The sequence below is a fragment of the Mesorhizobium sp. Cs1299R1N1 genome, from assembly GCF_037179655.1.
GTDB classification, from domain to species: Bacteria; Pseudomonadota; Alphaproteobacteria; order Rhizobiales; family Rhizobiaceae; genus Mesorhizobium; species Mesorhizobium salmacidum.
The window spans coordinates 178,243-200,571 of record NZ_JAPYKR010000001.1 but is presented as its reverse complement, the minus strand read 5'-3'; the positions used below and the strand labels follow the sequence as shown (position 1 = coordinate 200,571).

Annotated in this window: 15 protein-coding genes; 14 read left to right on the top strand and 1 reads right to left on the bottom strand. The window is 63.8% G+C overall.

Features of this window, described 5'->3' with window-relative positions:
• Positions 1–78: 78 nt before the first annotated feature.
• The 8 genes from O7A70_RS00930 to O7A70_RS00895 all read left to right on the top strand — a co-directional run bounded on the left by O7A70_RS00930 (position 79) and on the right by O7A70_RS00895 (position 10,690).
• Positions 79–1,761 (top strand): amidohydrolase, encoded by a 1,683-nt coding sequence (locus tag O7A70_RS00930; RefSeq protein WP_337138631.1) that lies wholly within the window; start codon positions 79–81, stop codon positions 1,759–1,761.
• A 137-nt stretch (positions 1,762–1,898) separates the two neighbouring features.
• Positions 1,899–2,993, top strand: a complete 1,095-nt coding sequence (locus O7A70_RS00925) for an ABC transporter ATP-binding protein (protein WP_337138629.1) — start codon at positions 1,899–1,901, stop codon at positions 2,991–2,993.
• Complete coding sequence (locus O7A70_RS00920) at positions 2,993–3,913, top strand: ABC transporter permease (RefSeq protein ID WP_337138627.1); 921 nt, start codon at positions 2,993–2,995, stop codon at positions 3,911–3,913. Before O7A70_RS00925 ends, O7A70_RS00920 begins: the two co-directional genes overlap by 1 nt.
• Positions 3,906–4,706: an ABC transporter permease gene (locus O7A70_RS00915; RefSeq protein WP_140745472.1), complete on the top strand. Its 801-nt coding sequence runs from the start codon at positions 3,906–3,908 to the stop codon at positions 4,704–4,706. The genes O7A70_RS00920 and O7A70_RS00915 overlap by 8 nt, the downstream gene beginning before the upstream one ends.
• Positions 4,707–4,729: 23 nt before the next feature.
• Positions 4,730–5,764 (top strand): ABC transporter substrate-binding protein, encoded by a 1,035-nt coding sequence (locus O7A70_RS00910; RefSeq protein ID WP_337138623.1) that lies wholly within the window; start codon positions 4,730–4,732, stop codon positions 5,762–5,764.
• 64 nt (positions 5,765–5,828) lie between these two features.
• The gene (locus tag O7A70_RS00905; RefSeq protein WP_337138621.1) at positions 5,829–7,025 is read left to right on the top strand and encodes a serine hydrolase domain-containing protein; all 1,197 of its coding nucleotides are present in this window, start codon (positions 5,829–5,831) and stop codon (positions 7,023–7,025) included.
• Positions 7,026–7,057: 32 nt separating this feature from the next.
• A complete protein-coding gene (locus O7A70_RS00900) occupies positions 7,058–8,239 on the top strand; it encodes a serine hydrolase domain-containing protein (RefSeq protein ID WP_337138619.1) in 1,182 nt (393 codons plus the stop codon).
• 126 nt (positions 8,240–8,365) lie between these two features.
• The gene (locus O7A70_RS00895; protein ID WP_337138618.1) at positions 8,366–10,690 is read left to right on the top strand and encodes a Tex family protein; all 2,325 of its coding nucleotides are present in this window, start codon (positions 8,366–8,368) and stop codon (positions 10,688–10,690) included.
• On the opposite strand, the gene O7A70_RS00890 is transcribed toward O7A70_RS00895, so the two are convergent.
• Complete coding sequence (locus tag O7A70_RS00890) at positions 10,691–11,602, bottom strand: LysR family transcriptional regulator (protein WP_140504094.1); 912 nt, start codon at positions 11,600–11,602, stop codon at positions 10,691–10,693.
• A gap of 99 nt (positions 11,603–11,701) precedes the next feature.
• Here O7A70_RS00890 and O7A70_RS00885 point away from each other — a divergent pair, with 99 nt between their 5' ends.
• The 6 genes from O7A70_RS00885 (at position 11,702) to O7A70_RS00860 (ending at position 22,251) form a co-directional block, all read left to right on the top strand.
• Positions 11,702–12,898: an acyl-CoA dehydrogenase gene (locus O7A70_RS00885; protein WP_337138616.1), complete on the top strand. Its 1,197-nt coding sequence runs from the start codon at positions 11,702–11,704 to the stop codon at positions 12,896–12,898.
• 93 nt (positions 12,899–12,991) lie between these two features.
• Positions 12,992–14,137, top strand: a complete 1,146-nt coding sequence (locus O7A70_RS00880; RefSeq protein ID WP_337138615.1) for a hypothetical protein — start codon at positions 12,992–12,994, stop codon at positions 14,135–14,137.
• 176 nt (positions 14,138–14,313) lie between these two features.
• A complete protein-coding gene (locus O7A70_RS00875) occupies positions 14,314–17,673 on the top strand; it encodes a transglutaminase family protein (RefSeq protein WP_337138614.1) in 3,360 nt (1,119 codons plus the stop codon).
• 6 nt (positions 17,674–17,679) lie between these two features.
• On the top strand, positions 17,680–20,091 hold the full coding sequence (locus O7A70_RS00870) for a circularly permuted type 2 ATP-grasp protein (protein WP_337138612.1): 2,412 nt from the start codon (positions 17,680–17,682) through the stop codon (positions 20,089–20,091).
• Positions 20,092–20,103: 12 nt separating this feature from the next.
• Positions 20,104–20,988 (top strand): transglutaminase family protein, encoded by an 885-nt coding sequence (locus O7A70_RS00865; protein ID WP_337138611.1) that lies wholly within the window; start codon positions 20,104–20,106, stop codon positions 20,986–20,988.
• Between the two features lie 147 nt (positions 20,989–21,135).
• Positions 21,136–22,251 carry a DNA topoisomerase IB gene (locus O7A70_RS00860; RefSeq protein ID WP_337138610.1) on the top strand — a complete coding sequence of 372 codons (1,116 nt, stop codon included), beginning with the start codon at positions 21,136–21,138 and terminating at the stop codon, positions 22,249–22,251.
• Positions 22,252–22,329 lie beyond the last annotated feature (78 nt).

Sequence of the window (22,329 nt, the reverse complement as noted above, 5' to 3'; positions counted from 1 at the left end):
GCGCCGCGCCGTGGTGTGCAGGTCGTTGGACGCGAGCTTTGCCGGTCTCGGTCAGTCGTCAAAAAACGCGGAGTCGCGATGTCGGTCACGGGTGCGGGTGATAGTGCGGATCTGATTGTCGTCAACGGCCGCGTGCTGACCATGGACGGTGACAATCCCGCCGCCGAGGCCGTTGCCGTCAAGGACGGCGCCATCATCGCCATTGGCAGCAGCACCGCCATCGAAGAGTTCAAGGGATCGGGTACCAAGGTCATCGACGCCAAGGGCGGTTCGGTGATCCCGGGCTTCATCGAAGCGCATATGCATCTGTTTTCGGGCGCCGCCGAGCTTACCCATCTGCAACTGGCCGGCGTGCATGGGTTCGAGGCGCTGCAGAAGGCGATCCGCGACTATGCAGCGACGCACCCCGACGCGCGGATGCTGGTCGGGCAGAGCGTCGACTACACCGTGCTCGACGACGAGCGGGTGACGCGTCATCATCTCGATGCGATCCTGCCGGACCGGCCTTTTGTCATGGCCGCGCCCGACCACCATACGATGTGGGCCAACACCAAGGCACTTGAAATGGGCGGCATCCTCAATGGACGCACGCTTGGTCCGGGCAATGAGATTGTCATGGGCGACGATGGCCTGGCAGCGGGTGAACTGCGCGAGGGCGAGGCCTTCGGCCCGGTTCTCGACCTTGCCGGCGAAGGCCGCGTGCGGCTGGGCCTGGCGACCGGCGGCGAGCCCGACCCGATGCCTTCGGCCGCCGAACGCGCCGCCGACCGCGATATCATGCGGCGCGGGCTTGCCTGGTGCGCGCGCCACGGCATCACCTCGATCCAGAACATGGACGGCAATCTCTACCAGCTCGAACTGCTGGCCGAGATCGAGGCCGGGGAAGGCCTGCCCTGCCGCGTGCAGATCCCTTTCCACTACAAGAATTTCATGACGCTCGACATGCTCGACAAGGCATCCGTGATGGCCGAACGCTATAACAGCGAGTGGCTGTCATCGGGCATGGTCAAGGTGTTCTACGACGGGGTGCTCGATTCCTGGACGGCTGTCATGGTCGAGCCCTATGCCGATCGGCCCGACTGGATCGGCGAGCCGCTGTTCACGCCGCAGCAGTTCATCGATCTGGCTGTCGCCGTCGACAGGCGCGGACTACAGATCGCGGTGCACTCGATCGGTGACGGCGCGGTACGTGCCGTGCTCGACGGCTACGAGGCAGCGCAAAAAGCCAATGGCAAGCGTGACAGCCGGCATCGCGTCGAGCATATCGAGGTCACCACCACGGCGGATGTGCCGCGTTTTGCGGAACTCGGCGTCATCGCTTCCATGCAGCCGCCGCATCCGCCCGGCGCCATGGATTTTCCGCTGGAGCCGACAGTGTCGCGCATCGGCCCGGCCCGCTGGCCGCTGAGCTACGCCTGGCGGACCTTGAAGAACGCCGGCGCCCATGTCGTGTTCGCCTCGGACTGGCCGGTGTCGCCGATCGATCCGATCCTGGGCATCCAGGCGGCAGTGCTGCGCAAACCGTGGGCAGAAAGCGACCCGGACCAGCGCTTCTCGCTGCATGAATCGATCGCAGCCTACACGGTCGAGGGCGCCTATGCCGAATTCGCCGAGCACCGCAAAGGCATGCTGAAATCAGGCTATATGGCGGATCTGGTGGTGCTGTCGGCCGATATCGAGAAGACGGCGCCGGCCGATCTGCACAAGCTGCGGCCGGTGACGACGATCTGCGGCGGCAAGATCACCTATCAGGCCCGATAATGGCATGAGGCTTGCTGGCTAAAAGACTGACTGAACTGTGATTCAATGCCGGGCTTGCCAACCCACCGGCCGTGTGGTCACATCCAACAGGGGACAAGCTCCGCCAGCAAGAGCGGGGTCAACAGTGAGGCGTAATCGTGCCGGACAAACCGGATCGGAATGCGATTGAGGTAGTAAACGTCAGCAAAATTTTCGGATCGGGTGAGGGGCAGGTTGCTGCCCTCGACAAGGTTTCGGTGTCCATCCGCGAGAACGAGTTCTTCACGCTGCTGGGACCATCCGGCTGCGGCAAGACCACCTTGCTGCGGCTGATCGCCGGCTTCGACTTTCCAACCGCCGGCGAGATCCTGCTCTACGGCCAGGACATCGCGCCATTGCCGCCCTTCAAGCGGCCGGTCAACACGGTCTTCCAGTCCTACGCGCTGTTCCCGCACATGACGGTCGCCGACAATATCGGCTTTGGCCTGGAAATGCTGGGCAAGCCGAAGGCCGAGATCAAGGCGCGCGTCGCCGAGATGCTGAAGCTGGTCAAGATGGAAGCGCTGGCCGGCCGCCGCACCGGCCAGATTTCCGGTGGCCAACAGCAGCGCGTGGCGCTGGCAAGGGCCCTGGCGCCGCAGCCGAAAGTGCTGTTGCTCGACGAACCGCTCTCGGCGCTCGACTACAAGCTGCGCAAGGAGATGCAGATCGAGTTGAAGCGACTGCAGAACGAAACCGGCATCACCTTCATCTTCGTCACTCATGACCAGGAAGAAGCGCTGACGATGTCGGACCGCATCGCGGTGATGTCGTCGGGCAAGATCCTGCAGGTCGGCTCGCCCTGGGACATCTACGACAAGCCGGCGGAACGCTTCGTGGCCGACTTCATCGGCGAAACCAATTTCCTCACCGCCGCCATTTCAGGCGCCGGCAATGGCAAAGCGCGCGCGACACTCAAATCCGGTGCGGTCATTGATGCCACCGTCGCCGAAGGCTTCCAGCCGAAAGAAAACGCCACCGTGGTGGTGAGGCCCGAGCATGCCAAGTTGTCGAAGGACAAGGGCGACCTGTCGGGCACGGTCGAGAACATCGTCTATTTCGGCACCGACACGCATATCCATGTCCATCTCGACAGCGGCGAGGCCTTCACCGTGCGCCAGCAGAACACGCGCAGCGCCGGCTGCGGTTTCGAGCGCGGCGACAAGGTCGGCATCATGATCGGCAACGACGCCGCGCAAGTGCTGAGGGACTGATGGCGACCGCGGAAGAAGTCGCCAAGGCAGCGGAACGGCGCGATGTCCGTGACCGCTGGCTTCTGTCAGCGCCGGCGCTGCTGGTCATTCTGTTTGCCGCGACCGGCCCGCTGCTGATCGTGCTGGTCTATTCGTTCCTCACCCCCGGCGCCTATGGCGACGTGAAATGGCAGTTCTCATCCGACGCCTGGACATCGGTCTTCCTGGAACGCGATATTTTCGACGACACGCTGTCGCTCGCGGCGGCGCATGTCACCATCGTCTGGCGCTCGATCAAGCTTGCGGTGGTGACGACGCTCGCCACCTTGGCGCTCGGTTTCCCGACGGCCTATTTCATGGCGACGCGCAGCGAAAAGACCAGGGATCTCTGGCTGTTCCTGATCACCATCCCGTTCTGGACGAACCTTTTGATCCGCACCTTCGCCGTGCTGCAGATCATCCGCAACGAAGGCATCGTCAACACGATCCTGCTCAAGCTCGGCATCGTCTCGGCGCCGGTCCAGATGCTCTACACCGACACGGCGATCCTGATCGGCATGGCCTATGTCTACCTGCCGCTGATGGTGCTGCCGATCTATGCCAGCATGGAGAAGCTCGACTTCCGGCTGGTCGAGGCTGGCTATGACCTTTACGCGACACGCTTCAAGGTGCTGCGGAAGATCATTTTCCCGCTGGTCAAACCCGGCGTCATCGCCGGCTCGATCCTGGTCTTCATTCCGGCACTGGGCGCTTACGTGACGCCGAGCGTGCTTGGCGGCGGCAAGAACATGATGCTGTCCAACCTGATCGAATTGCAGTTCGGACAGGGCCGCAACTGGCCGCTGGGCTCGGCGCTGTCGATCACGGTGATGATCATCGTCATGGTGGCGCTGCTTGCCTATGTGCGCAATGCCGGCAAGTCGGGGGTGCGGCGTGGCTAAGAACTTTTCCATCAAGCATCAGACCGGCTTCACAGCGATCGCGGCGACCTGCTTTGTCATCCTCTATCTGCCGATCATCGTGCTGGTCATCTACGCCTTCAACGCGGCGAGCTCGACATCCGAATGGGGTGGCTTTTCGCTGAAATGGTTCCAGTCGGCATACCAGAACACGCAGGTCATCGACGCGACGCTGCGTTCCTTCCAGATCGGCTCCATCGCGGCGGTGCTGTCGACCATCTTCGCCACCATGGCCGCGCTCGCCACCACACGCACGGCGTCCTATCCCGGCCTCACCTTCAAATACGCGGCGATCAACCAGCCGCTGATGGTGCCCGAGATCGTCACCGGCGTGGCGCTGCTGATCTTCTTCTCGCGCATCAAGATCTTCACCGGCTATTCCGGTATCGGCTACCTGGTCGCCGCGCATACGGCGTTCTGTATTCCCTTTGCCTATCTGCCGATCCGGGCGCGGCTGGAGAATATGGACCTGACGCTGGAACGCGCCGCGGCCGACCTCTACGCCACGCCGTGGAAAACCTTTCGTCGCATCACGCTGCCGCTTTTGTGGCCCGGTATCCTGGCCGGACTGATGCTGGCCTTCGTCATCTCGCTCGATGACGTCGTCATCACCGAGTTCGTCAAATCGGGCGGCCAGGACACGCTGCCCACCTACATGCTCGGCCAGATCCGCCGCGGCATAACGCCCGAGATCAACGCGATATCGACCGCCTTCCTGCTGCTTTCGGTCGCGATCGTCACGTTGTTTTTCTTCGTCAGCAGGAAACGAGACTGAAACCGACAATGGGAGTTAAAACCATGAACTGGAAGACAACAGCGAGCGCCATGGGGTTGGCGCTGCTCGCTTCGACGGGCATCGCCCGCGCCGACGGCGAACTGAACATCTACAATTGGGGCAACTATACCAGCCCCGACGTGATCAAGAAGTTCGAGGCCAAATACAACATCAAGGTGACCATCACCGATTACGATTCCAACGACACCGCGCTGGCCAAGGTTCGCCAGGGCGGCACCGGCTTCGACATCGCGGTGCCTTCGCAGACCTATGTGCCGATCTGGATCAAGGAAGGCCTCGTCCAGGAAACCGACCCGGGCCAGATGGAGAACGCCAAGAACATCGCGCCCGAATGGGCCAATCCTGACTTCGATCCAGGCCGCAAATACACTGTTCCGTGGGCTTGGGGCACGATCGGCGTCGTCGTCAACACCGACGCCTACAAGGGCCCGACCAATAGCTGGGGCATCATCTTCAATACGCCTGACGAGTTGAAGGGCAAGGTCAATGTCGTTCCCGAGATGAATGACGTCATCTTCGCGGCGATCAAATATCTCGGTGGCCAGCAATGCACCGACGACAAGGCGGTTCTGAAGAAGGTGCGCGATACGCTTGTCGCGGCCAAGCCGAACTGGATCTCGATGGAATACAACACCATCGAGAAGATGGGCGCCGGCGACTTCAAGGCGACCAGCGACTGGAACGGTTCGGCCCTGCGCCAGCGGCTGGCCAACCCTGCCATCCACTTCAACTATCCGAAGGAAGGCTATGGCCTGTGGAGCGACAACGTCGTCGTTCTCAAGGAGGCCAAGAACGTCGAGAACGCCAAGCTGTTCCAGAACTTCATCATGGATCCGGAAAATGCGGCGGGTCTCTCGGCCTTCCACCGCTACGCCAACGCCATCGCCGGTTCGGACAAGTACATGCCGGCCGACATGAAGGACGCGCCGGAAGTCGTCATTCCGGCGGACGCCAAGCCGCTTGGCGAACTGCAGAAGATGTGCGCTCCGGAAATCCAGGACATCTACACCAAGATCTGGACCGAACTGCAGAAATAGTCACAGACACAAGGACCCGGCGGCACATGCCGCCGGGTCTTTTCTTTTCCGGGAATGGCCCTTCATGGACTCCTATCGCAACAGCGAGCCGCGGCCGCCGATCATGCAGGGTTCGCCGCCCGCCATGGCGCCCCCCAAGCTCGACTGGGACCGGCCGCCCTGGAACCGCTGGGCTTTCCAGCACATCAGGGAAATTCTGCCGACCGCCGAAGTCTGGCGCGGCAACGGCCATAGGCATCGTCTCGAACGGGCCGAGGTCGATCTCGACGCGCTGGCGATCGAGGACAGCGAAGGCAGGTCTTCGACACTCGCCGGCTTGCTCGACGAGACCTATACGGACGGCTTCCTGGTGCTCAAGGACGGCCGGATAGCCTATGAGCGCTATTTCAACGGTATGACCGAGCGCACGCTGCATTTGTCGCAGTCGATGGCGAAGTCCGTCACCGGCTCGGTATTCGGCATATTGGCCGGGCGCGGCCTGATCGATCCAACGAAGGCGGTGACGGACTACCTGCCGGAACTCAACGCGACCGGCTGGGCCGGTGCCTGCGTCCAGCATGTGCTTGATATGACCACCGGCGTGCGGTTCTCAGAGGAATACACCGACCGCTATTCCGACATCGGCCAGGTCGATGTCGCCACCGGCTGGAAGCCGGTGCCGCCGGGCAGCAATCCGGATTTCCGCTGGCCCTCGCACATGTTCGATCTGATCCTGGGCTTGAAAGAGACGGTGCGCCCGCATGGGGCTGCGTTCGAATATCGCTCGATCGAGACGGACGTGCTCGCCTTCATCATGGAACGGGTGACGGGCAAGCGGCTGGCGCAGCTGGTTTCCGAGGAACTCTGGCAAAAGCTTGGTGCCGACGAAAGCGCCTGCTTCACCGTCGACGGCGCCGGCTATGCGCTGGCCGATGGCGGCTTCAACGCGACGCTGCGCGACTACGCCCGCTTTGGCCAACTGATCCTCGACAATGGCGGCGGCGTCGTGCCGGCCGATTGGATCGAGGCGACGCGCACTGGCAAGCATGGTCCGGATTTCTCCGCCAGCCTGCCCGAGGGCAGCTACCGCAACCAGTTCTGGATCGAGGATCCCAGCTCGCGCGCACTGATGTGCCGGGGCGTGTTTGGACAGTTGATCCACATCGACTGGAACACAGGAATGGTGGTGGTGAAGCTGTCGACCTACCCGGATTTCAGCAACATGGCCTATTCCGTGGCAACGCTGAAGGCCGTGCACGCCATCGCAGCGGCGCTTAGCTGAGCTTCAAGAACAATGGACTGGTAGGAAACGCGATGGCCGGCAAGACCGCGTTCGAGACACGATACGGATTCGGCCGTAACGAGGTGCTGCTCGCCAACTGGCGCCTGGCCCCGTTCAATCGGTGGTCATTCCAGAACCTCGGCGAACTGGTGCCGACGGCACGCGTGGCAGCGGCGCCGGGCGTCATCGAGGCTCCTGTGCGAGACATGGGTGGCCTGCTCGGGGAAAAGGTCACGGTCGCGAGCGCGCCGGAGACGGTGGCCGAGTTTCTCGTTCGCTCCAGCACCGACGCATTGACGGTGATGAAAGGCGGCAAGATCATAGGCGACTGGTTCGCGCCGCATATGGAGTTCGGCGCGCGCCACATCATCTTCTCGGTCAGCAAGTCGGTGACCGCGATTATCGCCGGCATACTGGAAGGCGAGGGGGTGTTCGACCCTGAAGCGCCGGTGACGCGCTACATCCCCGAAGCCGCCGGCTCGGCCTATGGCGATGCAAGCGTGCGGAATGTGCTCGACATGAGCGTCAGCCTCGATTTCGAGGAGGCCTATCTCGATCCGGAAAGCGCCTTTGCCCGCTATCGCCGCGCGACGCTGTGGAACCCCGGCGGCGGCACCGAAAGCCTGCGCGAATTCATCCTGACCCTGCAGCGGCTTGCCGAGCCGCATGGCCAGACCTTCCGCTACCGTTCGCCCAATTCCGACCTGCTCGGCCTCCTCCTGGAACGCGCTTCAGGGCAGCGCTTCTGCGACTTGATGCGTGAGAAACTGTGGCTGCCGCTTGGCGCCGTCAGCGAGGCCTCTGTCGGCGTCGACATGGAAGGCACGGCACGCACCGCAGGCGGCCTTTCGGTGACGCCGCGTGACCTGGCGCGCATCGGCGAGATGATGCGGCAAGGCGGCACGGCCAATGGCCGCCGCATCGTGCCCGAGGCCTGGGTGCGCGACACCACCAGCACCGGCGGCAGCTCGGAAGCCTGGCAGCGCGGTGCCATGCTGCCGCTGTTCCCGAAAGGCCGTTACCGCAACAAATGGTATCAGACCGGTTTGGAAAATGGCGCCTATTGCGGCATCGGCATCCATGGGCAATGGCTCTACGTCGACCCCAGGACCGAAGTGGTCATCGCCAAGATGTCGTCGCAGCCGGAGCCGGTCGACGATGCACTGGACCTCGAAATCGTTGCCTTTTTCGAAGTGCTGAGCCGCATGGTCTGACCAGCCCGGACAATCCAATCGTCCGCGCTTTCCTGTGGACCTCCGCCGCCGTTGAAAACGCGGTGGTTGGCGGACCTGATCTCTGCGCCTATGGTCGCCGCTCTTTTCGTCGAGAGTGGGAACGACATGGCATCCGACATCAAGCGCATCGCAGCCATCATCGCAGTCGAAATCAAGGCGCGGCCCGAACAGGCGGCCGCGGCGATCGGACTGCTCGATGAAGGGGCGACGGTGCCGTTCGTGGCACGCTACCGCAAGGAGGTGACCGGCGGGCTGGACGACACGCAGCTGCGCGACCTTGCCGAGCGTCTCGTCTATCTGCGCGAACTCGACGCCCGCCGCGACACCATCCTGGGTTCGATCCGCGAGCAGGGCAAGCTTACGCCAGACCTCGAAGCGAAGATCGGGGCGGTGGCCACCAAGGCGGAGCTCGAGGACATCTACCTACCCTACAAGCCGAAGCGTCGCACCAAGGCCGAGATCGCCAGGGAGCGCGGGCTGGGGCCGCTCGCCGAAGCCATTCTCAACGACCGCTCATTGGTGCCCGCGGAAGTCGCGCTCGCCTATGTCACCGTAGAGGTGACCGATGCCAAGGCGGTGCTCGATGGCGCGCGCGACATCCTGTCGGAGCAGTTCGCCGAAAATGCCGATCTGGTCGGCAAGCTGCGCGGCTACATGAAGGAGCGCGCCTTCCTGCGCGCCAGGGTGGTCGACGGCAAGCAGGAGGCCGGCGCGAAATTCTCGGACTATTTCGACCATGTCGAGCGTTGGTCCACGGCGCCAAGCCACCGCGCGCTGGCCATGCTGCGCGGCCGCAATGAAGAGGTGCTGTCGCTCGATATCGAGGTCGATGCCGACGATGCCTCCCCGGTGAAGCCGGTCGAGCGGATGATCGCCAATGCCTACGCCATCGGCGCCAGCCTGCCGGGCGACCGCTGGCTGATGGAGGTCGCCGGCTGGACCTGGCGGATAAAACTGTCGTTGCACCTGACGCTCGATCTGATGCGCGACCTGCGCGAGCGGGCCGAGGAAGAGGCGATCCATGTCTTTGCCCGCAACCTGAAGGATTTGCTGCTGGCGGCTCCCGCCGGCTCGCGGCCGACGATGGGGCTCGATCCCGGCATCCGCACCGGCGTCAAGGTTGCGGTGGTCGACGGCACCGGCAAGCTGCTGGCGACGACGACGGTCTATCCGTTCCCGCCGCGGAACGATGTGCGCGGCACGCAGGCCGAGCTTGCCGCGCTGATCCGCCAGCACAAGGTCGAGCTGATCTCGATCGGCAACGGCACCGGCAGCCGCGAAACGGAGAAGCTGGTTGCGGACATGCTGTCGGACATGCCAGCGGGTTCAGGCCCGAAGCCGCTCAAGGTTATCGTCAGCGAGGCGGGTGCCTCGGTCTATTCGGCCTCGGCGACGGCGGCGGCCGAATTTCCCGGCCTCGACGTGTCGCTGCGAGGCGCGGTGTCGATCGCGCGGCGCCTGCAGGATCCGCTGGCCGAATTGGTCAAGATCGAGCCGAAATCCATCGGTGTCGGTCAGTATCAGCACGATGTCGACCAGTACCGGCTCGGCCGCTCGCTGGAAGCCGTCGTCGAGGACGCCGTCAACGCGGTCGGCGTCGACCTCAACACCGCCTCGGCGCCGTTGCTGGCGCGCGTTTCAGGCCTCGGCGCGTCGCTTGCCGAGGCGATCGTCGCGCATCGCGATGCGACCGGCCCGTTCGCCAGCCGCAAGGACCTGCTGAAGGTGGCACGGCTTGGGCCCCGCGCGTTCGAACAGTCCGCCGGCTTCCTGCGCATTGCCAATGGCAGCGAGCCGCTCGATGCCTCGTCGGTGCATCCGGAAGCCTATGGCGTGGCCAAGAAGATCGTCGCCGCCTGCGGCCGCGATGTGCGTTCGCTGATGGGCGACAGCGCCGCGCTGAAGGCGCTCGACCCGCGCGTCTTCGTCGACGAGCGTTTCGGCCTGCCGACGGTGCGCGATATCCTTGCCGAGCTGGAAAAGCCCGGCCGCGACCCGCGCCCCGGCTTCAAGACCGCTACCTTCGCCGATGGCATCGACGACATCAAGGATTTGAAGCCCGGCATGCTGCTGGAAGGCACTGTCACGAATGTCGCGGCGTTTGGCGCCTTCGTCGATATCGGCGTCCACCAGGACGGGCTGGTGCATGTCTCGCAACTGGCCGACCGTTTCATCAAGGACGCGCATGAGGTGGTCAAGGCCGGCGACGTGGTGAAGGTGCGCGTCGTCGATGTCGACATCAAGCGCAAGCGCATCGCGCTCTCCATGCGTAGGGATGCCGGCGAGGGCGGCGCGCCGAGGAGCGGGCCGCGCGACAATGGCGGCGGCAGGCCAGCGCCACGCTCGCCGGCGCCGCAGCGTCAGCCCGAGCGGCCGGTACAGCAAGGTGCGTTCGGCGCCGCGCTGGCGGACGCGCTGAAGCGGAAATAGCTACCACGCCAGAACAGCCGGCTCCTTCTCGAGCTGGCCCAGCAGCCAATCTCGAAAGCTGGCAACCGGTGGATAGCCGCGCTTGTCGTGGGGAATGACGAGGTAATAGGCGCTGCGGCTTTGCATCGGCTGGCCGGGCGCGGGCACAAGCTGGCCGCGCTGTAATTCGCCAGCGATGAGGAGCAGCGGCAAGAGCGCCACGCCGAGCCCCGCCATGCAAGCCTGGGCGGCGGTGCCGAACTGCTCGAACTGCATGCCCGGCCCGGTCGGCGCGCTCAGCCCCTGATGCTCGAACCATTCCGTCCAGGCGCCGGGGCGCGTCGTCATGTGCAGCAGCGGCAAACGACCGATGTCGGCCGGCGTGGCGATGGCGCGACCGGCGAGGAACTCGGGCGACACCACCGGTGCCACCGTCTCACGCACCAGCAGTGTCGAATCGGCGTCCGGCCAGTCCGGCAGGCCGTAGTGGATGGCTGCATCCAACCTCTCCCTGGCGAAGTCGAACCGGCCGACGCGGGTGACGAAATTGATGGTGATGTCGGGATTGCTTTCGACGAAATTGGGGATCATCGGCATCAGCCAGCGCGTGCCGAAGGTCGGCAATATGGCCAGGTTCAGGATGCCGCTATGCCGATTGCTCATCAATCCAAGCGCTGCGTCGCGCAATTGGCCAAGCGCCGAACGTACCGCCTCGGCGTAGATTTCGCCTGCCGTCGACAAGCGGACGTTGCGGCTGTCGCGTTCGAACAGCCGGCGGCCGAACTGATCTTCCAGCAAGCTGATCTGACGGCTGACGGCGCCCTGGGTCAAATCCAGCTCCTGGGCGGCGGCGGTGAAACTGCCAAGCCGGGCCACCGCCTCGAAGGCGGCAAGGGCGCTGATGTTGGGCAAAAGGCGACGCTGGACACTCATGATCCATTCCTAACGTTCATTGATCGGTGAAGCAATTTCGTTTGATTTTTTCAGACCACGGGCCGATAAGCCGGGCTTCACCCTTCTGAGGATCAAGCCATGGCCGCCGACAAGAATGCATTCGTCTGGGAAGACCCGTTCCTGATCGAGGGGCAGCTTTCGGAAGACGAACGCATGGTGCGCGACGGCGCGGCGGCCTTTGCCGCCGACAAGCTCGCGCCGCGCATCGAGGAGGCGTATCTCAACGAGACTTTCGACACGGCGATCTTCCGCGAGATGGGCGAGGCTGGCCTGCTCGGCATCAATATCCCGGAGGAGTTCGGTGGCCTCGGCGCCAACTATGTGACCTATGGGCTGGTGGCGCGGGAAGTCGAACGCGTCGATTCCGGCTATCGCTCGATGATGTCGGTGCAGTCATCGCTGGTGATGTATCCAATCTACGCCTATGGCTCGGATGAACAACGCAAGAAGTACCTGCCGAAGCTCGCCAGCGGCGAATGGATCGGCTGCTTCGGTCTGACCGAACCGGATGCCGGCTCCGACCCCGGCGGCATGAAGACGCGCGCGGAAAAGACCGCCAGCGGCTACAAGCTGACCGGCTCCAAGATGTGGATTTCCAACGCGCCGGTCGCCGACGTGTTCGTCGTCTGGGCGAAGTTGAAGGGCGAGAACGGCAAGGACGAGATCCGCGGTTTCGTGCTGGAAAAAGGCATGAAGGGGCTGTCGGCGCCGAAGATCGGCGGCAAGCTGTCGCTGCGGGCGTCGATCACCGGTGAAGTGGTGATGGAAGGTGTCGAGGTCGGCGAGGACGCACTGCTGCCCAATGCCAAGGGGCTCGGCGGACCGTTCGGTTGCCTCAACCGGGCCCGCTACGGCATCTCATGGGGCTCGATGGGCGCGGCGGAAGATTGCTGGCATCGCGCTCGCCAGTATGGGCTGGACCGCAAGCAGTTCGGCAAGCCGCTGGCCGGCACGCAGCTTTACCAGAAGAAGCTCGCCGATATGCAGACCGAGATCGCTTTGGGGCTGCAGGCGTCGTTGCGCGTCGGGCGTCTGCTTGATGAAGACAAAATGGCGCCGGAAATGATCTCGATCGTCAAGCGCAACAATTGCGGCAAGGCGCTCGACATCGCCCGCCAGGCCCGCGACATGCATGGCGGCAACGGCATCCAGATCGGCTACCACGTCATGCGCCACGCGCAGAATTTGGAGACCGTCAACACCTATGAGGGCACGCATGACGTGCACGCGCTAATCCTGGGACGGGCGCAGACGGGGATACAGGCGTTCTTCTAAGGCTGAGCGTTTCAATTTGAGGCAACTCGCTAAACAAGTGTAGAGGACTTCTGGATAAACGGCGTTGTTTCTTAAGTTGCTTCGGAGACTGCAATGCCACTGCGAAGTAGTGCCGATCGCGTTCGCGAGGGGCTCAGGCGTTTTCGCGGCAAGCGTCTGGTGCAGATGGATCGCTACCGACGTGAGTTCAGCTTCATTGGAGGCACCTGGGGTTCCCAAGCCGAAGGCTGCCGCTTTTCCCTGTACACCGGGCATAGCTGGACGTTCCGGCTGAACTCCGGGTCCGTTCGGCATATGTATGTATGGGAGGCCGGGCTGTTTTTCGGCGGCTCGGACGGTGTTAAAATCTCCATTACCCGCTGGCTTGAGGAATTGGGGGATCCAAGCCCCAACCGCCCCCTCCACAGCGAGGTCCGTGCGGCGCATCCCTGGCATATCGCGATTGCTCGCTGGCTTAGGGAATTCGCACTGCTTCCAAGCTCCGCGCAGCCCCTCCACAGCGACACCCCCGCAGCCTATTGCTCGCATATCACCGTCCAACGGATCAACCACACCGATCCGTTCCGGGCCGAGGTCGAGGAGCTGTCGAATTCGGACCTCGAAAATATCCAGGCATTGATAGAGAAACCAATGCAGGACCTGCTGAGGCGCAGTGTCGAGGAGGTGGAGGTCGATGGACGATACTACCGGAAGTTCGCCGTGCCGGTTGTTGGCGAACTGCACTGGAACTGGCGACAGCCAATGCCTGAACTGGTGGCAGTCCAGGATACGATCCTGGATTTCGTCAATACCTTCACGCCGGAGCGAGCCGCGAGCCGGCCGCTCTCGCGCTATAAGGTTGATGATGACCATGAACGGTGGCCCGGCGCCTACATCGTCACCGTGGATAACGAACCGGATGTCCGGATTCAGATCCCGAGCGTAAACCGTGAAGATCCGGACATCTACAAAATGAACGTCGGGATTGCCGGGCTATCGCTTCCTGTGAGAATCGAGAGAATGAACCCAGTTCCTCTGGACGGAATGCCGTTGCATGCTGGAGGGAGGCCTCAAGAGCTTGAGTACTACCTTCTTTTCCACCCTTGCAGCGTCCACTTCGCGGCTTTTCCTAAGTCCCCGCCGGGTCTGACGCCGGAAATCGGTGACCGCGCGGCAGAGCATCTCAAGAACGCCTGGCTTGCAGTCAAACTTGAGAGAATGCGCAAATTTGGACAATTCGTCGACGTACTGGTCGTCTAGGTTCGGGTGGCGTCTCATTCGAGGCAGGGCGAAGCGATGTAGCCAAGGCCTGCCAGGCGACATTGTCCGTTCAATAGCCGTTTAATTTAGGTGCACCGCAACATCCGCTTGGAGAATGGCGGCCGGATGTGTCAGGGTTCAGCGAAATCGTTTGAAACGCTGAATTCCGGGGCCCCATGGCAATTCTGGCAGCCGTCTACCATCTGACCCACTACAAATACGACCGGCCGGTGGTTCTGGGTCCCCAGGTGATCAGGCTTCAGCCGGCACCGCATTCCCGCACCAAGGTGTTGAGCCATTCGCTCAAGGTCGAGCCGGCGAACCACTTCGTCAATCTGCAGCAAGATCCCTACGGCAACTTCCTCGCCCGTTTTGTCTTTCCCGATCCGGTGACGGAGCTGAAGATCGAGGTCGACCTCGTCGCCGACATGACCGTCTACAATCCGTTCGACTTCTTCGTCGAACCGTCGGCGGAGGCGTTCCCGTTCGATTATCCCGAGGAAATCAGGGATGATCTGGCCATCTACCGGACACCGGAGCCGGCTGGGCCGCTTCTCTCGGCTTTCCTGGAAACCGTCGACCGCAGCGCGCCGAACACGGTCAATTTCCTCGTCGACCTCAATGCGCGTCTGCAGCGCGAGATCGCCTATATCGTGCGCATGGAGACCGGCGTCTTCTCACCTGAGGAAACGCTGGCGGCGGCCAAGGGCTCCTGCCGGGATTCGAGCTGGCTTCTGGTGCAGATCCTGCGCAATCTCGGTGTCGCCGCGCGTTTCGTTTCGGGCTATCTGATCCAGCTCAAGCCCGACCTTGTCGCGCTGGATGGGCCGGCCGGCACATCAGTCGATTTCACCGACCTGCATGCCTGGTGCGAGGTCTATCTTCCCGGTGCCGGCTGGATCGGTTTCGACCCGACTTCCGGCCTGCTCACCGGCGAGAGCCATGTTCCGCTGGCCGCCACGCCGCATTTCCGCAATGCGGCACCCATTTCGGGCATGGCGAGCTTTGCCAATGTCGAGTTCGGCTTCGAGATGCGGGTCGATCGCATCGCCGAGCATCCGCGCATCACCAAGCCGTTCTCGGATGAAAGCTGGCAAGCGCTCGACGCGCTCGGCAACAAGGTCGATGCCGCGCTCGCGGCCGGGGATGTGCGGCTGACCATGGGCGGCGAACCGACCTTCGTGTCGATCGACGATTTCGAGGCCGCCGAGTGGAACACCGCCGCCGTCGGGCCGAGCAAGCGTGAAAAGGCCGACGCGCTGATCCGCCGCCTGCGCGAGCGCTTCGCGCCCGGCGGCTTTCTGCATTACGGCCAGGGCAAATGGTATCCCGGCGAAAGCCTGCCGCGCTGGACGTTCTCGCTCTTTTGGCGCGCCGACGGCGAGCCGGTGTGGAGCGATCCGTCGCTGATCGCGCCGGAGAAAAGCTCGGCTGATGTCGGGCCGAAACAGGCCGAAAGCCTGCTGACGGCGATCGCCGGCGAGCTCGGCATCGACACGTCCATGGTCAGCGAAGCCTATGAGGATCCGGCCGAATGGCTGCTCAAGGAAGGCAAGCTGCCCGAGAATGTCGACCCGTCCAACTCCAAGCTGGAAGACCCCGAGGAACGCAGCCGCATGGCGCGCGTCTTCGAGCGCGGGCTGACCAAGCCATCCGGCTATGTGCTGCCGGTGCAGCGCTGGAACAGCCAGGCGTCCGATCCGCGCTGGCGCTCGGAAAAATGGAAGACGCGGCGTGGCCGGCTGTTCCTGTTGCCGGGCGATTCCCCGGTCGGCTATCGTCTGCCGCTGGGAACGCTGCCCTATGTGCCGCCGGCGCAGTTCCCCTACATCGTGCCTGTCGATCCGTCGCTGCCGCGTGGCCCGCTGCCCGTGCGGGAAGCGATCTTGCCTGCGGCCGCTCCGGCCGAACTGGAAGGCGCCGACGAAATGGCCCGCCGCCAGCAGGCGGTGTCGTTCACCGCGGCGACCGGCCAGCAGGAGCGGGTCGAGCAGGAGATCACCGAGATCGGCGGCGCGGTGCGCACGGCACTTTCGGTCGAACCGCGCGACGGCAGGCTGTGCGTTTTCATGCCGCCGGTCGAGGCGCTCGAGGATTATCTCGAACTCGTCGCGGCTGCCGAGAACGCGGCAAAGGCGATTGGCCTTCCCGTGCACATCGAGGGCTACGGCCCGCCGCATGACCCGCGCCTCAACGTCATCCGCGTGGCACCCGACCCCGGTGTCATCGAGGTCAACATCCATCCCGCCTCGAATTGGCAGGATTGCGTGGCGACCACGACGGCGATCTATGACGAGGCGCGGCAGACGCGGCTTGGCGCCGACAAGTTCATGATCGATGGCCGCCACACCGGTACCGGCGGCGGCAACCATGTCGTGGTCGGTGGCGCCACGCCCAATGACAGTCCGTTCCTGCGCCGGCCCGACCTGCTGAAGAGCCTGGTGCTGCAATGGCAACGGCGTCCCTCGTTGTCCTATCTGTTCTCCGGCCTGTTCATCGGCCCGACCAGCCAGGCGCCGCGCTTCGACGAGGCGCGACACGATTCACTCTATGAGCTCGAGATCGCGATGGCGCAGGTGCCGCATCCCGACCAGGAGGCCGCACCCTTGCCATGGCTGGTCGACCGCCTGTTCCGCAATCTGTTGACCGACGTCACCGGCAATACGCATCGCTCGGAAATCTGCATCGACAAGCTGTTCTCGCCCGATGGACCGACCGGTCGGCTTGGCCTTGTCGAATTCCGTGGATTCGAGATGCCACCCAATGCGCGCATGTCTCTGGCGCAGCAATTGCTGGTGCGGGCCATCATCGCACGCGCCTGGAAGAACCCGCTCGACGGACGCTTCGTGCGCTGGGGCACTTCGCTGCATGACCGCTTCATGCTGCCGCACTATGTCTGGGCGGACTTTCTCGATGTGCTCGACGACCTCAAGCTCAATGGCTTCGAGTTCCGGCCCGAATGGTTCGACGCCCAGCTCGAATTCCGCTTTCCCTTCTGCGGCGAAGTCCAGCATGCGGGCATCAAGCTGGAGCTCAGGCAAGCGCTGGAGCCATGGCATGTCATGGGCGAGCAGGGGGCGATCGGCGGTACGGTGCGTTTCGTCGATTCCTCGGTCGAACGGCTGCAGGTCAAGACCGAAGGTCTCAATCCGGAGCGCCATGCGATCGTCTGCAACGGCCGCATCGTGCCGATGAGGGCTACCGACAACCGGGAGGTCGCGGTAGCGGGCGTGCGCTTCAAGGCCTGGCAGCCGGCTTCGGGCCTGCATCCGGCACTGCCGGTCAACACGCCGCTGGTGTTCGATATCTACGACCGCTGGTCGGGCAGGGCGGTTGGCGGCTGCGTCTACCATGTCGCCCATCCCGGCGGGCGCAACTACGACACCTTCCCGGTCAATGGGAACGAGGCCGAGGCACGGCGGCTCGCCCGCTTCGAACCGCGCGGCCATACCCCGTCCGGCTATGTGTTGCGTGAAGAACAGCCGGGGGAAGATTTCCCGATGACCCTTGACCTCAGGCGTCCGCCAAGACTGTGATCTGACATGGCAAAGGGGAATCACAAAAGGGTACGCGGCAAGCCGCAGGCCCATAGCCTGCTGGAGCACTACCAGCCGATTGACGGCGTCGTCGACGAGATGGTCGACGCGTCGGGCAATCCCCGCCCGGTCTGGAAGGATTTTGTCGAAGCGCTGGACGAACTCGGGGCCGAAAAGCTCGGCCAGCGCTTCGCCCGCGCCGACCAGTATCTGCGCGATGCGGGTGTTTACTACCGCGTCTATGACAAGGCGGGCGCCAACGAGCGCGAATGGCCGCTGGCGCATATTCCCGTGCTCATCGAGGACAGCGAGTGGCAGGCGATCAGCGCCGGCCTGGTGCAGCGCGCCGACCTGCTCGAGGAAATTGTCGCCGATATCCATGGACAGAACCGACTGGTCGAAAAAGGCATCCTGCCGGCAGGGCTGATCGCGGCGAGCCCTGAATATTTGCGGCCCGTGGTCGGCACCAGGCCGGCCGGAGGGCATTTCCTGCACTTCTGCGCCTTCGAGCTCGGCCGCGGGCCCGATGGCCGCTGGTGGGTGCTTGGCGACCGCACCCAGGCGCCTTCGGGCGCCGGCTTCGCGCTGGAGAATCGTGTCGCCACCACGCGCGCACTGTCCGACATCTATGGCGAGATGCATGTGCACCGGCTCGCCGGCTTCTTCCGTCGCTTCCGCGATGCGCTGATCGGCATGGCAAAGGAGAGCGACGGCCGCGTCGCCATCCTGACGCCGGGGCCGCTCAACGAAACCTACTATGAACACGCCTATATCGCCCGCTACCTCGGCATCATGCTGCTCGAAGGCGAGGACCTGACTGTTTCCGGCGGCAGGCTCATGGTGCGCACCGTGTCGGGCCTGATGCCGATCAGCGTGCTGTGGCGGCGGCTCGATGCCGCCTTTGCCGATCCGCTCGAGTTGCGTCCGGATTCGCAGATCGGCACGCCGGGCCTGGTCGAAGCGATCCGACAAGGTACGGTGTCCACTGTCAATGCTCTGGGATCGGGCCTGATGGAGACGCGTGCGCTGCTTGCCTTCCTGCCCAAGATCGCGCGCGAATTGTGGGGCGAGGAGCTGCTTTTGCCCAGCGTGGCGACATGGTGGTGCGGGCAGGCGACGGAGCGCGCCCATGTCCTCGCCAATATCGACCGCATGGTGGTCGGTCCGGCGCTGTCGACAAGACTTGCCTTCGAGGATGACGGACAGACAAAGCTCGGCTCGGCGCTGTCGGTCGGGGAACGGGCGGAACTGGTGGCGCGCATCGAGCGTGATGGCGAGGCCTTCGTCGGCCAGGAAGCGGTGACGCTTTCGACGACACCCGTCTATGTCGGCGGCTGGCTGGAACCCCGGCCGGCAAGCTTGCGCGTCTATCTGGCGCGCACGCCCGAGGGGTGGACGGTGATGCCGGGCGGTTTCGCCCGCGTCGGCCTGTCGCTCGACCCGACGGCGATCGCCATGCAGCGCGGCGGCCAGGCGGCTGACGTCTGGGTGGTCAGCGACAGACCGGTCGAGCGCGAGACGCTGCTGCCGCAGGAGGGCGACAGCTTCAACCGCACCAGGCCGGGTAGCCTGCCCAGCCGCGCGGCGGAAAACCTGACCTGGCTCGGTCGCTACATCGAACGCTCGGAAGACACCGTGCGCATCCTGCGCGCCTATCATGTGCGGCTCGCCGAAACGTCCGATCCCGACATGCCTCTGCTGGCAGATATCAGGGACTATCTCGAGCCGTTCGGCATCGATGTCGAAACGGCGATCCCATCAGGATTGATCGGCATGCTCGACAGCGCCGTCTACAGCGCCGGCCAGATCCGCGATCGTTTCTCGCCGGATGGCTGGCTGGCGCTCAAGGATTTGTCGAAGACGATCCATCGGTTCGCCACCACCGTGGCGCCCGGCGACGACGCGACGCGGGCCATGACCGTCATTCTGCGCAAGCTTGCCGGATTCTCCGGTCTGCTGCACGAGAACATGTACCGTTTCGCCGGCTGGCGCTTCCTCGAGATCGGCCGGCGGCTGGAGCGTGGCATCCAGATCGCCGGCACGCTGGCCCGACTGACCGGCAGCGAGGCGCCGGATGGAGCGCTGGACATGATGCTGGAGATCGGCGACAGCGTCATGACCCATCGCCGGCAATATCCGGTGCAGGCCGGCCGGCGCACGGTGGTCGATCTCCTGGCGCTCGATCCGCTCAATCCACGCTCCATCCTGTTCCAGCTGGAAAGGCTGAAGGCCGAGATAGGGCTGTTGCCGGCCACCGGCGGCGAGGGGCACATGTCGGCGGCGGCCAAGGAGATCCTGCAGCTCAATACCGCCATCGCCATCAAGGAGCCGGCTGACATGACGACGAAGGCGCTGAACGAACTCGCCAGCGAAATCGGCGGCCTCTACAACAGCCTCGCCAAAGCCTATTTCGGCTAGAAAGCAATAGCCATGCTGTACGACATCCGGCTTCTGCTCCATTACGACTACGCCGCCGCTGCCGGCGGCGGCCGGCATCAGGTGCGGGTGCTGCCGCCGACCATTGGCGGCGTGCAGCGCGTCATCGCCGCTTCGCTGTCCTTTGAGCCGGCACCCAATGAACGATCCGACTTTACCGATTTTTTCGGCAACAACGTCACCTCGATCGCGTTTCGCGACGCGCATGAAGCGCTCGACATAAGAATGAGCGCGCGCATTTCGGTGTCGCGGCCCGAGCCTGGGCTCGACGTGTCGCCCGATATCGGCCGACTCAGGCATGAGCTGGCGGCCGTGCGGTCACTGGCGCCGGCGTCGCCGCATCACTTCCTGGTGGCAAGCGGTCACGCCGGCATGGATGCGGCGATCACCGCCTATGCGCAAGACAGCATCGGTGGCTCGACCGCCGGCACGGCGATGAGCCTCTCCAAGCGCATCCACCATGATTTCACGTATGATGGCGAAGCGACCACGGTGCGGACCCTGGCCAGCGATGCCTTCCGGCTGAAGCGGGGCGTCTGCCAGGACTTCTCGCACATCATGATCGCCGGGCTGCGCGGGCTCGGCATTCCGGCCGGCTATGTCAGCGGCTTCCTGCGCACCATTCCGCCCAAGGGCAAGCCCCGGCTGGAAGGTGCGGATGCCATGCATGCCTGGGTCAAGGTCTGGTGCGGGCGTGATGCCGGCTGGCAGGAGTTCGATCCGACCAACGGCATGCGGGCTTCCAACGACCACATCACCGTCGGTTACGGGCGCGACTATTCGGATGTGGCGCCCATCGTCGGCGTGCTGAAGACGACCGGCGGACAGGTCGGGGAGCAGGCTGTCGACGTCATCCCGGTGGTGCTCGAAAAGGCGTAAAAAAGGCGCGCGCCGCCGGCTGTCCTTTCCGCCGACACAGATGCAGCGCATTGCCTCGCCGACGCCACCGGATCCTGCTTTCCAGACGGGGTGTGGAACCAGCAGTCTGCCCGCAACTTATCTACGGACATTTTGCGTGGAGCCGTCATGCTGCAGAGAACCGGATCGTCGCGTAGCCGATTGGCTGACGGTGATAGCGTACCCAAGAATCGACCACAGATTTCCGCCCGGGATACCGCGCTCACCTATGTCAGCGATGCCGAGCCCGGCATCCGCCGGCTGAAGGCTGGCAAGGGCTTTGCCTACAAGGGACCGGACCGGAGAGCGGTCTCCGATGCCGACAGGGCGCGCATCGCGGCCATCGTCATTCCGCCGGCCTGGACCGATGTCTGGATTTCGCCCGATCCGAATGGGCATATCCAGGCGACCGGGAGGGATCAGCGGGGGCGCAAGCAGTATCGCTATCACCCGCAATGGGCCGAGGAGCGCGACGGTGTCAAATATTCGAGCCTCGTCGCTTTCGCCGAAAGCCTGCCGGACCTTCGGCGCAGAATCGACAGCGACTTGCGCCGTCCCGGCCTGCCGCTCGAACGCGTCGTCGCCGCGGTGGTCTGGCTGCTCGACAATACGATGATCCGCGTCGGCAACGCGGCCTATGCACGCGATAACAAGAGCTTCGGCCTGACGACGTTGCGCGATCGGCATGTCGACATCAAGGGGTCGAGCCTGCGCTTCGCCTTCAAGGGAAAGTCCGGCAAGGAATGGAGATTGAAGCTGGTGGACCGCCGCATCGCCGGGATCGTTCGGGGTGCGCAGGACCTGCCGGGCCAGAAACTGTTCCAGTATCTCGACGAGGGGGACGACAGACGCCCGGTCCGCTCCGACGATGTCAATCGCTACATCCGGGACGCCGCCGGCGACGCGTTCAGTTCGAAGCATTTCCGCACATGGGGCGGCACCATCCATGCCGCGTCGCTGTTTGCACAGACGGAACTGCCTGAAAGCCAGGCACAGCGAAAGCGGGCGATGAACAACATCATCGACAAAGTGGCCGAACGGCTGGGCAATACGCGCGCGGTCTGCCGCAAATGCTATATCCACCCGCAGGTCTTCGAGGCCTGGAGCGAAGGACGGCTGCTTACCGAAATGGCGGAAGCCAATAAGCGCAAGCGATCCATAGACGGTCTCGATGAGGAGGAAGCGCTTGTGCTGAGATGGTTGAAGACGCAGGAGAGTCGATCGGCGGCAATCAGCGGCCGCTGAATCCGCGGCGTCTCGATTTTTTTTTATCGACGCCATGTCGGGATCGGCCCTAGTGTTTCGTCCTTTGCTACAGAAAGG

Coding starts and splice junctions, on each gene's coding strand:
- O7A70_RS00930 (WP_337138631.1), top strand. CDS start 79: ATGTCGGTCACGGGTGCGGGTGATAGTGCGGATCTGATTGTCGTCAAC.
- O7A70_RS00865 (WP_337138611.1), top strand. CDS start 20,104: ATGCTGTACGACATCCGGCTTCTGCTCCATTACGACTACGCCGCCGCT.
- O7A70_RS00895 (WP_337138618.1), top strand. CDS start 8,366: ATGGCATCCGACATCAAGCGCATCGCAGCCATCATCGCAGTCGAAATC.
- O7A70_RS00890 (WP_140504094.1), bottom strand. CDS start 11,602: ATGAGTGTCCAGCGTCGCCTTTTGCCCAACATCAGCGCCCTTGCCGCC.
- O7A70_RS00875 (WP_337138614.1), top strand. CDS start 14,314: ATGGCAATTCTGGCAGCCGTCTACCATCTGACCCACTACAAATACGAC.
- O7A70_RS00900 (WP_337138619.1), top strand. CDS start 7,058: ATGGCCGGCAAGACCGCGTTCGAGACACGATACGGATTCGGCCGTAAC.
- O7A70_RS00860 (WP_337138610.1), top strand. CDS start 21,136: ATGCTGCAGAGAACCGGATCGTCGCGTAGCCGATTGGCTGACGGTGAT.
- O7A70_RS00910 (WP_337138623.1), top strand. CDS start 4,730: ATGAACTGGAAGACAACAGCGAGCGCCATGGGGTTGGCGCTGCTCGCT.
- O7A70_RS00905 (WP_337138621.1), top strand. CDS start 5,829: ATGGACTCCTATCGCAACAGCGAGCCGCGGCCGCCGATCATGCAGGGT.
- O7A70_RS00880 (WP_337138615.1), top strand. CDS start 12,992: ATGCCACTGCGAAGTAGTGCCGATCGCGTTCGCGAGGGGCTCAGGCGT.
- O7A70_RS00920 (WP_337138627.1), top strand. CDS start 2,993: ATGGCGACCGCGGAAGAAGTCGCCAAGGCAGCGGAACGGCGCGATGTC.
- O7A70_RS00870 (WP_337138612.1), top strand. CDS start 17,680: ATGGCAAAGGGGAATCACAAAAGGGTACGCGGCAAGCCGCAGGCCCAT.
- O7A70_RS00885 (WP_337138616.1), top strand. CDS start 11,702: ATGGCCGCCGACAAGAATGCATTCGTCTGGGAAGACCCGTTCCTGATC.